Consider the following 12,447-nt stretch of genomic DNA (forward strand, 5'->3'; position numbering starts at 1 on the left):
CGAGAGTACGAGTTGTGACGGGTTCTCCCGGTTGATGTGTCACAAACCGTACTCTCGCGGGCGCGGTTCAGGCGTTTTGGGGGAATCCGAGTTCGATGCCGCCGTGGCTGGTGCCGGATTGCACGCTCCGCGCGCGGTGGTCGAGCCAGCGGCTGGTGATGGCTTTTTGGCGGGTGAAGAACTGGACGCCGTCGAGGCCGTGGGCGTGGCTGTCGCCGAACAGTGAGGCTTTCCAGCCGCCGAAGCTGTAGTAGGCCATGGGCACGGGGATGGGGACGTTGATGCCGATCATGCCGACCTGGACTTCGTTCTGGAANCGNCGGGCGGCGCCGCCGTCGTTGGTGAAGATGGCGGTGCCGTTGCCGTAGGGGTTGGTGTTGATCAGGTCGAGGGCTTGGTCGTAGGTNTCGACGCGCACCACCGACAGCACGGGTCCGAAGATTTCGTCGGTGTAGACGCTCATCTGCGGGGTGACGTTGTCGAGCAGGGTGGGGCCGAGCCAGAAGCCACTGGANNNCCGGTCGCCGCNGTCCTGGGAAATGTTGCGGCCGTCGACGACGACTTTGGCGCCTGCGTTCTCGCCGGCGTCGATGTAGGAGGCGACCTTGTCGCGGTGGGCCTTGGTGACCAGCGGTCCCATGTCGGAATCCTTCGTGCCGTCACCGGTTTTGATGGTGCGTGCCCGTTCGGTGATTTTGGCGACGAGTTCGTCGGCGATCGGGCCGACGGCCACACATGCGCTGATGGCCATGCAGCGTTCGCCTGCGGAGCCGAAGCCGGCGTTGACCATGGCGTCGGCGGCGAGGTCGAGGTCGGCGTCGGGCAGGATGACGGCGTGGTTCTTGGCGCCGCCGAGGGCCTGGACGCGTTTGTCGTGGGCGGTGCCGGTGGCGTAGACGTACCGCGCGATGGGGGTGGAGCCCACGAAGCTGACCGATTTGACCTTGGGGTTGGTGAGCAGTTCGTCGACGGCGGTTTTGTCGCCTTGGCAGACGTTGAACACTCCGGGCGGTAGGCCGGCNTCGGCCCACAGCTTGGCCAGCCACAGTGAGGCGCTGGGGTCTTTCTCCGAGGGTTTGAGCACGACGGTGTTGCCGGTGGCGATGGCGATGGGGAAGAACCACATCGGGACCATGGCGGGGAAGTTGAACGGTGAGATGACGCCGACCACGCCGAGGGGTTGGCGGATGGAGTAGACGTCGACCTTGGTCGAGGCGTTCTCGGTGAACCCGCCCTTGAGTAGGTGGGGGATGCCGCAGGCGAACTCGACGACTTCCTGGCCGCGGGACACTTCGCCGAGGGCGTCGGAGACGACCTTGCCGTGCTCGCTGGTGATGATCTCGGCGAGCTCGCCCTTGCGGTCGTTGAGCAGNTCNCGGAAACGGAAGAGCACCTGGGTGCGCTTGGCCAGCGACGTGTCGCGCCACTGCGGGAACGCTGCTGCGGCGGCGTCGATCACCGCACGCGCGTCCTCGACACTGGCCAGCGCCACCTCACCGGTCACCACACCGGTGGCCGGATTGGTCACCGGCGCCGTCGCACTGCTGTCGCCTATCACCGCACGCGCGTCCTCGACACTGGCCAGCGCCACCTCACCGGTCACCACACCGGTGGCCGGATTGGTCACCGGCGCCGTCGCACTGCTGTCGCCCGCGAACTCTTTGTTGTCAACCCAATGGGTGATCGTATTGGTCATCTGGTTCTCATTCTTTCTCGTGATGGTCACGGGCGGTCTGCGAGCTGCACGTCGACGGGCAGGCCCGACTCGAGTGATTCGACGCCTGCGGCGCACACCGCCGCGGCGGCGTAGCCGTCCCACGCGGTCGGCCCGTCTGTGTAGTTCCCGGTGGCGGCCCCGCTGTGGACGGCGTCCACCCAGCGCTGGATCTCGGTGTCGTAGGCGGCGCCGAAGCGTTCCCTGAAGCCGGGCGTGATCTGCCCGCCCCATGTTCCCGGTGCGGTCTTGCGGATCAACCCGACGTCAAGCCCGATCATCGCGCTCCCGAGCTCGCCGACCACCTCGGTGCGCACCTCGTAGGCCACCCCGGTGGTGACGAACAGCTCCACATCAACATGCCGACCCGAGACGGTGCGCAAGATCGCGATCTGCGGATCGACAAGACCCGGCGGCGCAGCGGGATTCGCGCCCGGCTTCACGATCTGCACGCTGGCGATCTCCTCGCCGAACAGGTAACGCGTGACGTCGACCTCGTGCACCAGCGAGTCCTTGACGACCAGCGAGCTGTCGAAATACTCGGGCACGCTGGGGTTGCGGTGCACGCAGTGCATCAGGAGTGGACGTCCCAGTTCACCGCCGTCCAGCAGTGCCTTGAGGCGCATGTACTCGTCGTCGAAGCGTCGCATGAACCCGACCTGGATCAGTGGCCGTTCCAGCTCAGCCTCCCGCCGGACGATCTCTAACGATGTGGAAACATCTGTTGTCAAAGGCTTTTCGCACATGACGGGCTTGCGGTGGTCGAGGCAGGCCAGCAGTTGCTTCTCGTGGGTGGTGCCGGGGGTGGCGAGCACGACGGCGTCGACCTCGGGGTCGGCGATCGCGTCGAGTGGGTCGGCCACCGCGCGGCAACCGTCGATCCCGGAGGCGATCTGCTCGGCCTTCTCGGTGATGTAGTCGTTGACCACCGCCACCCGGGCCCCGGAGATGCGCGACGTGATCCGGGCGACGTGGTCGGCTCCCATCACCCCGACGCCGAGGACGGCGATACGCAGTTCCGACACGGGCATCAGCGGTCGGACGGGTTGATCAGTGGCCGTTGGACTTTCTTCCAGTCCGCGTAGCGCTGGTAGGCGGATTGAGTCGACGCCAATGTCGACACTTCGCTGACCGGTACATCCCACCAGGAATGGCTGTCGGGCGCGTAGATCAACGGGTCGGTCTCGACGTAGATCACCGTGGTGCGGTCGCCGGCCTTCGCGACCTTGACGGCGTCGGAGAACTCGGCGGCCGTCGACACGCGGATGACGTCGGCGCCCAGACTCGCCGCGTTGGCGGCCAGGTCGACGGGGAGTATGTCTCCGTCGAGGCGGCCGTCCTCGCTGCGGTAGCGGTACGACGTTCCGAATCGTTGCGATCCCAGGGATTCCGACAGGCCGCCGATGGAGGCGAAGCCGTGGTTCTGCACCAGAACCGGGATGACCTTGACGCCCTCCTGGACCGCGGTCACCAGTTCGGTGGCCATCATCAGGTAGGAGCCGTCGCCGACCATGACGAACACGTCGCGGTCCGGTGCCGCCATCCGCACCCCGATACCGCCGGCGATCTCATAGCCCATGCACGAGAACCCGTACTCCACGTGGTAGCCCTTGCGGTCGCGCATCCGCCACAGCTTGTGCAGATCGCCCGGCATGGATCCGGCCGCGCACACCACGACGTCACGCGGGTCCGAGAGCGTGTTGACGAGCCCGATGACCTGGTTCTGGTTCAGTGCGACGCCGTCCTGGGTGCGGTACGCGTCCGACACCGTCTCGTTCCACTCCGACATGAGTTCGCCTGCGCGGGAGCGGTACTCGTCACCGACGGAATAGTCTCCGAGCAGATCGGTCAGCGCCTCGATGGCCTCGCGGGCGTCGGAGACGACGCTGATGCCGCCCTGCTTGACCGAGTCCAGCGACGCCACGTTGACGTTGACGAACCGGACGTCGGGGTTGTTGAACGCGGTCCGCGACGCGGACGTGAAGTCGCTGTAGCGGGTACCGATGCCGATGATCACGTCGGCGTCGCCGGCGAGCGCGTTGGCCGCGGTGGTGCCGGTGGAGCCGACGGCACCGACGCTCTGCGGATGCTCGTGCAGCAGCGACCCCTTGCCGGCCTGGCTCTCGCACACCGGGATTCCGGTGCTCGACGCCAGCGCGGCCAGCGCGTCGTTCGCGCCGGAGTAGATCACGCCGCCCCCGGCGACGATCAGTGGCTTGGTGGCCGAGCGGATCACCTCGGCCGCGCGGGCGATCACCGAACGCTCCGGCAGCGGCCGGGCGATGCGCCAGGTCCGCTCGGCGAACAGCGACTGCGGCCAGTCGAACGCCTCGGCCTGGACGTCCTGCGGCAGGGCCACCGTCGCCGCCCCGGTTTCCGCGGGGTCGGTGAGCACGCGCATCGCACCAAGCAGCGCCGCAGGCAGCTGCTCTGGGCGCCACACCCTGTCGAAGTAACGCGACAGCGGCTTGAACGCGTCGTTCACGGTGACGTCGCCGCTGCTCGGCAATTCCAGTTCCTGCAGTACCGGCGAGCTGACCCGGGTCGCGAAAGTGTCTGCGGGCAGCAGCAATACCGGTAGCCTGTTGATGGTGGCCAGCGCGGCGCCGGTGAGCATGTTGGTCGAGCCGGGGCCCACGCTCGCGGTGACCGCCCAGGCCTGCAGCCGGTCCCGCTGGCGGGCGTAGGCCACCGCGGTGTGCACCATGGCCTGCTCGTTGCGGCCCAGCACGTATTTGAGCCCTGGCTCGACCCCGGCCTCGTGTGCCTCTACTTCGTCCTGGAGCAGCGCCTGGCCCACGCCCGCCACGTTTCCGTGGCCGAAGATCCCGAAGCAGCCGGCGAAGAACTTGTGGCGGTCGCCGTCACGCTCGACATACTGGTTGGCCAGGAACCGGACGGTGGCCTGGGCCACGGTGAGCCGGACGGACGGTTCGGTGTCGACGAGCTTCTCGGTCGACTTCGGCGCGGTGGAAACCACGGGTCAGGCTCCTATCCAGCCGGCGGAGCCGGCGATCGAGTCGCGGAGGAACGGGGGAACGGCAGGCGCGGATCGATCTGCTGGTGTTCCCAGCTGCCGCGCAGCCAGGTGTGGTTGGGATCGTCGCAGATGAGCCAGGCGCGGGTGGGGCCGGAGCCGGCCATCACGTTGAGGTAGTACATGTGGTGTCCCGGCGCGGCGATGGACGGGCCGTGGTAGCCGTGCGGCACCAGCACGACATCGCCGCTGCGGACCTCCTCGAGCACCTCGATCGGGCGCTGCGGTGTGCCGTACACCCGGTGGTATCCGAATCCCGGTGTGCCGGCGGGGCTGTCGTCGATCTCGAAGTAGTAGATCTCCTCCAGCTGGGTCTCGACCTCGGTGTTCTCGTCGTGCTTGTGCGCCGGGTAGCTCGACCAGTTGCCGCCGGGGGTGATCACCTCGCACGCGATCAGCGAGTCCGCCTCGAACGCGGTGGCGGTGCCGAAGTTGTGCACCTGGCGGCTGCAGTTGCCCGCGCCGCGCAACTCGACCGCCACATCGGCTGCGGCGACCCGGCGATTGGGGAACGAGGTCTTCGCCCGCGCCGCGCAGATCGCGATCCGGCCGCGGCCCGACAGCATGTAGGGCTGATCGATTCCCAGATAGACCATGTCGGCCGGGCCGTCGAAGACCGAAGCGCGCGGGGACAATTCGAAGGCTTCACCGCCGCACTCGACGGTTCCGCCGCCGGCGAGCGGCAGGATCATCACCTCGGTGTCGCCCGTGTGCAGCGACAGCTCCTGCCCGTCGCCGAGGTCGGCGACGTGTAGCGACGTTTCCGACCACCCCGCGTCGTCGGGGGTGATCGCGACGGTGAACGGTGCCGAGGCGCTGTTGGCGGGGATGTACAGCTTGCTCTTCATCGGACCATCGACACCGCGGTCGCGACCGCGGAGCTCACGTCGTCGTCGGCGGGGTACAGCAGCGTGCGGCCCACGATCAGGCCGCGCACCGAGGGCAGCGCAAGCGCCTTCTCCCAGCTGGCGAACGCCTCGTCGGGATCGGTCGGGTCCCCACCGAGCAGCAGGGTGGGCATCGTCGTCGACTCCATCACGCGATCCATCTCGTCGACCACGGGCAGCTTCATCCAGGTGTACGCCGAGGTGGCGCCGAGGCCCTGGCAGATGTGCACAGACTTGATGACCGCGTCGGGGGACAGGTCGTTTCCGACCTTGCCGTCGACCCTCGAGGACATGAACGGCTCCAGCATCGCGATCAGGCCGTGCGCGGCGAGCGCGTCGACGGCCTGCGCGCAGGCCGCCAGCGTGGCGACCGTTCCGGGGTCGTCGAGAGCGATGCGGCACAGCATCTTTCCGCCGTTCATCTTCGCCGCCGCGGTGGAGGCGGCGGTGGCGCCGGTCATCCGGTCGTCGAGTTCGAACGAGGCGCCGGCGAGGCCGCCCCGGTTGAACGACGAGAACACCACCTTGTCCTCGAGCGCGCCGAGCAGCAACAGATCGTCGAGGATGTCGGCGGTGGCGAGCACTCCGTCGACACCCGGATCGGCGAGTGCCGCGCGCAGGCGGTCCAGCAGGTCGGTGCGGCTGTTCATCGCGGTGGGGCGGGAACCGACCGCCAGCGCGCCCCGCGCCGGGTGGTCGGCGGCGACGATCATCAGCCGTCCGTTGCCGCGCACCGTCGGTCGTGTGGTGCGCTGCTGCCAGGCCCTTGCGACGGCACCCGGATCGCCTGCGCGCAGATCGGTGATCGCGGCGTGGTCCTTACACAGGGCGGTTTCAGACATTGACGGCTCCCAGCGCGGTCTGCTCGGCCAGCTCGGCCACTTCAGCGGCGGTCGGCATCGCGGTCGAGCACTCCAGCCTGCCCGCCACGATGGCGCCTGCGGCGTTGGCGTAGCGCAGCGTCTTCTCCAGCGACCAGCCGTTCAGCAGGCCATGGCACAGGCTGCCGCCGAAGCTGTCACCGGCTCCGAGCCCATTGACCACGTCAACCTCGTTGGGGGGCACGGTCACCGACGAGCGCCTGCTCTTGCCGAGTACACCGCGCGGTCCCTGCTTGACGATGGCCAACTCGACACCGAGGTCGAGCAGCGCGTCGGCGGCCTTGTGCGGATTGGTCTCGCCGACGGCGATCTCGCACTCCTCCCGGTTGCCGACTGCGATGGTGACATGCGGAAGCGCGCGCCGTACCTGCTCGGTGGCGGCGGCGCCGGACTCCCAGAACATCGGCCGGTAGTCGAGGTCCAACACGGTCAGCGGGGCCTTGGCGCGAGCGGTCCAGGCTTCGAAATGCGCGCTGCGGCTCGGCTCTTCGGACAGGCCGGTGACCGTCGCCCAGAACAGCCGCGCCGAGCGCACGGCGTCGGCGTCGATGTCCTGCGCACGGATCTGCAGGTCGGGAGCGCTGGGCTTGCGGTAGAAGTACAGCGGAAAGTCGTCGGGCGGGAAGATCTCGCAGAACGTCACCGGGGTGGGGAACTCGCCGTAGGTGGCGACGAAGCTGTTGTCCACGCCGAGGCGTGCGAGTTCGGCGCGGACGTAGCGACCGAACGGATCGTCGCCCACTCCGGAGATCAGCGCCGAGCGGTTGCCCAGCCGCGAGGCTGCGACCGCGACGTTGGCGGCGCTGCCCCCCAGGAACTTTCCGAACGTCTCGACGTCTTCCAGACCGACACCGACCTGCAGCGGGTAGACGTCGACGCCGCATCGCCCGATGGCGAGCACGTCATATGGCTGATTGGTCATCAAAGTCACTCCGACGAGTTGGTGGGTGGCTGATAACGACTGTGCCCCGCATCACCGTGCCGTGTCAATACTTTGTCCTGACATTCTATCTTTCGATCATGGGCTGTTAGTATTCAGCTACTCTTGGCTGGCCTACTCGAGATCGGAGCCCGACGTGCCCCTGACAGTGGAGCTCGACAGGTCAAGCCCTGTCCCTCTCTACTATCAGCTCGCCCAGGCGATCGAAGCCGCCATCCGTGATGGCGAACTCTCGCCCGGCGACCGTTTCGAGAACGAGCTAGCGCTCGCGAAGCGGCTGACGCTGTCACGCCCGACCACCCGGCGCGCCATCCAGGAGCTCGTCGACAAGGGCCTGCTGGTGCGCAAACGCGGTGTCGGCACCCAGGTGGTCCAGAATCCGGTGCATCGGCGCGTCGAGCTGACCAGTCTGTTCGACGACCTCGCCCGCGCCGGCCAGGAGCCGACCACCCGGCTGCTCGAGTATCACGTCGGGCCACCGGACGACGAGGTCGCCCGCGAGCTGAACCTCGCCGACGGCCGCGAGGTGGCCTCGATCCACCGGCTCCGCTGCGCCAACGGGGAGCCGCTGGCGGTCATGATCAACCACCTGCCCGCCGAGATCGCGCCCGCCCCGGAGGAACTGGAGAGCAACGGCCTTTACCAGGCGATGCGCGCGCGGGGCGTGCACATCCGGCTGGCGCGCCAGCGAATCGGCGCCCGCGGCGCGACCCGCAAGGAGGCGCAGCTGCTCGACGAGAAGCCCAACGCGCCACTGCTGACCATGGCCCGCACCGCTTTCGACGACTCCGGAGCGGCGGTCGAGTTCGGTAACCACTGCTACCGGGCGTCGCGCTACTACTTCGACACCACGCTCGTCGACCGCTAACCCAACCCCCGCCGGAATTGCATTCCAGCCGGGCTTGTCTCGAAGAAACCCTGCTGGAATGCAATTCCGGCGGAGATGTCAGGTGAAGGCGGCGCGGAAGGCCTCCAGCGCTGCGTCACTGTCGCCGGAGGACGCCCACGCCTCCAGTCCGACGGTTCCCGCATAACCCATGGCGCCTAGCGCTTCGGCGATCGCCGGGTAGTTGATCTCACCCGTCCCGGGCTCGCAGCGTCCAGGGACGTCGGCGACCTGGATCTCGCCGATGGCGTCGCCGCAGCGTCGCACCAGCTCGATGAGGTTCCCCTCGCCGATCTGCGCGTGGTACAGGTCGAGCATCATCTTCACGTTCGGGTGGCCGACGCCCTCGACGAGCGCCAGGGTGTCCTTGGCGCGGGCCAGCGGCACCCCGGGATGGTCGACGATCGTGTTCAGGTTCTCCACGCAGAACGTCACGCCGTTCGCGGCGCCCAGATCGCCGAGGCGTTCGAGCGCGCGCGCCGCCGTCAGCCACATCTGCCCGGTGGCCCGCTGCCGGGGTCGGGCCGCCTGGCCGTCGACCAGTTCGGCGGTGTGCAGGTTGAGCCGGGTCACCCCGAGCGTCCCGGCGGCCCTGACGCTCGACTCGGCGGTGCGCACCACCTCGTCGGCGCCGACCGGGTCGACGAGGTCGCCGTGCAGATAACCGGTCATCGACGTGAAGGTCGCCCCGGTGGCGGCCAGCGCCGCCAGGTCCTTGTCGTGCCAGCTCCAGATCTCGACGGCGAAACCGAGTTCGTGGATGCGCCGGACACGGTCGAGGATCGGCAGGTCGGTGAACACCATCTCCGAGCACACCGCGAGCTGGAAGCCGCTCACCGCAGTGCCCTGTCCGGCACGGGGTCGACCTGGATGGGTGCGACCGTCCTCGCGGCCACTTCTGTGCCACAACAGTTTTCGATCATGGGCTCGCTGGCCTCCTCGCTGGCTGTCGGTGGCGCCGGCCGGCGTCGTCCCTGACGTCCTGAACTGCAACGACGCTAACGGTATATGACATGCAGTCCTAATGTCAGGACAAAGTCTTGACTTTCTGGTGTGAGGCGTATTACATCACCAAGTGAGGCGTGTCGCTCGGCATAGACCCCCGCGGGTCCGAAGAGAGCGTCGCGGCGATCTCGAGGACAAGGAGAAGCAATGACGTTCAAACGGCTCGCGGCGGTCGCGGGAGCAGGCGTTCTGGCTCTGGGAATCGTGTCGTGTTCGTCGACCGGAGGAGCTCCCGAAGGGTCCGGAGAAGGCGGCGGCGGCGGTACCGTCGACACCCCCAGGATGACGATCGCGATGATCACCCACGAAGTGCCGGGGGACTCGTTCTGGGATCTGGTCCGCAAGGGTGCAGAGACTGCCGCCAAGAAGGACAACATCGAATTGCGGTACTCCAACGATCCCGAGGCGCCCAACCAGGCCAACCTGGTCCAGTCTGCGATCGACAGCGGAGTCGACGGCATCGCGGTGACTCTCGCCAAGCCGGACGCCATGCGAGCGGCGGTGGATGCCGCTGCGGCAAAGGGCATTCCGGTGGTGGCCTTCAACGCGGGTATGGACTCGTGGATGGAGATGGGCGTCAAGGAGTACTTCGGGCAGGACGGCTTCATCGCCGGCCAGGGGGTCGGCGACCGGCTCCGCGCTGAAGGTGCGACCAAGGCGCTGTGTGTCATCCAAGAGCAGGGGCACGTGGACCTCGAAGCCCGCTGCGCCGGCGTCAGGGATACCTTTCCGGCCACCGAGATCCTGAACGTCAACGGCAAAGATATGCCGTCGGTGGAGTCCACCATCACCGCCAAGTTGCAACAGGATCCCAGCGTCGATTACATCGTCACTCTCGGTGCTCCGTTCGCACTCACTGCGGTCCAGTCGGCCTCCAGGGCAGGCAGCGAGACCAAGATCGGCACCTTCGACACCAACGCCGCGCTGGTCGGCGCGATCGAAGCCGGCGACGTGCAATGGGCCGTGGACCAGCAGCCATACCTGCAGGGCTATCTCGCCGTCGACTCTCTCTGGCTGTACTTGAGCAACGGCAACGTGCTCGGCGGTGGCCAGTCCACGCTGACCGGCCCGGCGTTCATCGACCAGTCCAACATCGACGCGGTGGCCGAGTACGCAAAGAACGGAACACGCTGATGAGCGCTTGCGCGAAGAGGAGACAACGCTGATGACGACTCGGTCAGACGTGGACGTCGCCGCCCACAAGGTGGTCCGCGATGAGCGGGTCAAGGAGCGAAACCGGCTGCAGCGGCTCTTGATCCGGCCCGAAGTGGGCGCAGCGATCGGCGCGATCGGAATCTTCGTGCTCTTCCTGATCGTGGCCGAGCCGTTCCGTGAGGCCGCCTCGCTGGCCACCGTGCTGTACGCCAGCTCGACCATCGGCATCATGGCCTGCGGCGTGGCGGTGCTGATGATCGGCGGCGAGTTCGACCTGTCGACCGGTGTGGCCGTGACGTTCAGCTCACTGGCGGCATCGATGCTGGCCTACAACCTCCACCTGAACCTCTGGGTCGGCGCCGGATTGGCGCTGATCCTGGCTTTGGCGGTCGGCTTCTTCAACGGTTTCCTGGTGATGAAGACCAAGATCCCCAGCTTCCTGATCACGCTGAGCACCTTCTTCATGATCGCCGGAATCAACCTCGCCGTCACCAAGATGGTCGCCGGTCAGGTGGCCACCCAGAGTGTCAGCGACATGCAGGGCTGGGATTCGGCACGTGCGGTGTTCGCCTCGTCGTTCACCGTGTTCGGCGTCAGCATCCGCATCACTGTCGTGTGGTGGCTGATCTTCACCGCGGTGGCGACCTGGGTGCTGTTCAAGACCAAGATCGGCAACTGGATCTTCGCCGTCGGCGGGGACAAGGACAGCGCTCGCGCCGTCGGCGTCCCGGTCACCAAGGTCAAGATCGGGCTGTTCATGTTCGTGGGCTTCTGCGCCTGGTTCGTCGGCATGCACCTGTTGTTCTCGTTCAACACCGTGCAGTCCGGCCAGGGCATCGGCAACGAGTTCTTCTACATCATCGCCGCGGTCATCGGCGGATGCCTGCTCACCGGTGGCTACGGCACCGCGATCGGAGCCGCCATCGGCGCCCTCATCTTCGGCATGACGAACCAGGGCATCGTCTACGCCGGCTGGGACCCCGACTGGTTCAAGTTCTTCCTCGGCGCGATGCTGCTGTTCGCGGTGATCGCCAATAACGCCTTCCGCAACTACGCAGCGAAGAAGTGATCTGATGACCATCTCCGTGGAAAAGCCAAGCAGCGAAACACCTTCCGGCGGCAAGGCGCCGCTCGTCGAACTCAAGAACGTCGGCAAGTCCTACGGCAACATCACCGCACTCAAGGACATCTGCCTTCGGGTGCACGCAGGCGAGGTGACCGGCATCCTCGGTGACAACGGCGCAGGCAAGTCGACCCTGATCAAGATCATCGCCGGGCTGCATCAGCAGACCGAGGGTGAGCTTCTCGTCGACGGTGAGCCGACCAGGTTCGCCTCGCCGGCCGAGGCGTTGGAGAAGGGCATCGCGACGGTGTACCAGAACCTCGCCGTCGTGCCGCTGATGCCGGTGTGGCGCAACTTCTTCCTCGGTCAGGAACTGCGCAAGAAGTCGTTTCCGTTCTCGTTGGACGCCAACGCGATGCGCGCGACCACGCTGACCGAGCTGGCCAAGATGGGTATCGATCTGCCCGACGTCGACGTGCCCATCGGCTCGTTGTCGGGTGGTCAGAAGCAGTGCGTGGCGATCGCGCGGGCGGTGTTCTTCGGGGCGCGGGTGCTGATCCTCGACGAGCCGACGGCGGCGTTGGGTGTCAAGCAGTCCGGCGTGGTGCTGAAGTACATCACCGCGGCCAAGGAAGCCGGCTTCGGCGTGGTGTTCATCACCCACAACCCGCATCACGCCCACCTGGTGGGGGACCACTTCGTGCTGCTCAACCGCGGCAGGCAGAAGCTGGACTGCACCTACGACGACATCACCCTGGAGCACCTCACCCAGGAGATGGCCGGCGGCGACGAACTCGAGGCCCTGTCCCACGAACTGCGGGCCGACAAGTCCTGAGACGTTGCCCGGCCGTTACCATCCGCACCCGTCCCAGGTTTGTT

Annotated in this window: 11 protein-coding genes; 4 read left to right on the forward strand and 7 right to left on the reverse strand. The window is 67.0% G+C overall.

What is annotated here, in order from left to right; all coding sequences use genetic code 11:
• Positions 1-67: 67 nt before the first annotated feature.
• Genes H7I57_RS25410 through iolC form a run of 6 tightly spaced genes read right to left on the reverse strand, consistent with a single transcriptional unit; the run spans position 68 to position 7,441 of the window.
• Complete coding sequence (locus tag H7I57_RS25410; protein ID WP_264026941.1) at positions 68-1,696, reverse strand: CoA-acylating methylmalonate-semialdehyde dehydrogenase; 1,629 nt, start codon at positions 1,694-1,696, stop codon at positions 68-70.
• Between the two features lie 26 nt (positions 1,697-1,722).
• Complete coding sequence (locus tag H7I57_RS25415; protein ID WP_264026943.1) at positions 1,723-2,739, reverse strand: Gfo/Idh/MocA family protein; 1,017 nt, start codon at positions 2,737-2,739, stop codon at positions 1,723-1,725.
• 5 nt (positions 2,740-2,744) lie between these two features.
• Positions 2,745-4,694: a 3D-(3,5/4)-trihydroxycyclohexane-1,2-dione acylhydrolase (decyclizing) gene (gene iolD, locus H7I57_RS25420; protein WP_264026945.1), complete on the reverse strand. Its 1,950-nt coding sequence runs from the start codon at positions 4,692-4,694 to the stop codon at positions 2,745-2,747.
• A gap of 11 nt (positions 4,695-4,705) precedes the next feature.
• Positions 4,706-5,599, reverse strand: coding sequence for a 5-deoxy-glucuronate isomerase (gene iolB, locus H7I57_RS25425; protein WP_264026947.1), 894 nt, complete (start codon positions 5,597-5,599; stop codon positions 4,706-4,708).
• Positions 5,596-6,480, reverse strand: coding sequence for a Cgl0159 family (beta/alpha)8-fold protein (locus tag H7I57_RS25430; RefSeq protein ID WP_264026949.1), 885 nt, complete (start codon positions 6,478-6,480; stop codon positions 5,596-5,598). Before H7I57_RS25430 ends, iolB begins: the two co-directional genes overlap by 4 nt.
• Positions 6,473-7,441: a 5-dehydro-2-deoxygluconokinase gene (gene iolC / locus H7I57_RS25435; RefSeq protein ID WP_264026952.1), complete on the reverse strand. Its 969-nt coding sequence runs from the start codon at positions 7,439-7,441 to the stop codon at positions 6,473-6,475. The genes H7I57_RS25430 and iolC overlap by 8 nt, the downstream gene beginning before the upstream one ends.
• Positions 7,442-7,595: 154 nt before the next feature.
• Between iolC and H7I57_RS25440 the strand changes: the two genes are divergently transcribed.
• Positions 7,596-8,327 carry a GntR family transcriptional regulator gene (locus H7I57_RS25440; protein WP_264026954.1) on the forward strand — a complete coding sequence of 244 codons (732 nt, stop codon included), beginning with the start codon at positions 7,596-7,598 and terminating at the stop codon, positions 8,325-8,327.
• Positions 8,328-8,405: 78 nt separating this feature from the next.
• On the opposite strand, the gene H7I57_RS25445 is transcribed toward H7I57_RS25440, so the two are convergent.
• Positions 8,406-9,182, reverse strand: a complete 777-nt coding sequence (locus tag H7I57_RS25445) for a TIM barrel protein (RefSeq protein WP_264026955.1) — start codon at positions 9,180-9,182, stop codon at positions 8,406-8,408.
• 315 nt (positions 9,183-9,497) lie between these two features.
• Here H7I57_RS25445 and H7I57_RS25450 point away from each other — a divergent pair, with 315 nt between their 5' ends.
• From H7I57_RS25450 to H7I57_RS25460, 3 genes are read left to right on the forward strand one after another with little or no spacing between them, the layout of a single operon-like run.
• Positions 9,498-10,484, forward strand: coding sequence for a substrate-binding domain-containing protein (locus H7I57_RS25450; RefSeq protein WP_264026956.1), 987 nt, complete (start codon positions 9,498-9,500; stop codon positions 10,482-10,484).
• Between the two features lie 31 nt (positions 10,485-10,515).
• The gene (locus H7I57_RS25455; protein ID WP_264026957.1) at positions 10,516-11,574 is read left to right on the forward strand and encodes an ABC transporter permease; all 1,059 of its coding nucleotides are present in this window, start codon (positions 10,516-10,518) and stop codon (positions 11,572-11,574) included.
• 4 nt (positions 11,575-11,578) lie between these two features.
• A complete protein-coding gene (locus tag H7I57_RS25460; RefSeq protein WP_264026958.1) occupies positions 11,579-12,403 on the forward strand; it encodes an ATP-binding cassette domain-containing protein in 825 nt (274 codons plus the stop codon).
• Positions 12,404-12,447 lie beyond the last annotated feature (44 nt).

Source organism: Mycolicibacterium pyrenivorans (assembly GCF_025821625.1).
Taxonomy (GTDB): domain Bacteria; phylum Actinomycetota; class Actinomycetes; order Mycobacteriales; family Mycobacteriaceae; genus Mycobacterium; species Mycobacterium pyrenivorans.

Bases quoted from the DNA above. Each gene is read 5' to 3' on its own strand.
- iolB (WP_264026947.1), bottom strand. From the start codon at position 5,599: ATGAAGAGCAAGCTGTACATCCCCGCCAACAGCGCCTCGGCACCGTTC.
- iolC (WP_264026952.1), bottom strand. From the start codon at position 7,441: ATGACCAATCAGCCATATGACGTGCTCGCCATCGGGCGATGCGGCGTC.
- H7I57_RS25455 (WP_264026957.1), top strand. From the start codon at position 10,516: ATGACGACTCGGTCAGACGTGGACGTCGCCGCCCACAAGGTGGTCCGC.
- H7I57_RS25430 (WP_264026949.1), bottom strand. From the start codon at position 6,480: ATGTCTGAAACCGCCCTGTGTAAGGACCACGCCGCGATCACCGATCTG.
- H7I57_RS25450 (WP_264026956.1), top strand. From the start codon at position 9,498: ATGACGTTCAAACGGCTCGCGGCGGTCGCGGGAGCAGGCGTTCTGGCT.
- H7I57_RS25460 (WP_264026958.1), top strand. From the start codon at position 11,579: ATGACCATCTCCGTGGAAAAGCCAAGCAGCGAAACACCTTCCGGCGGC.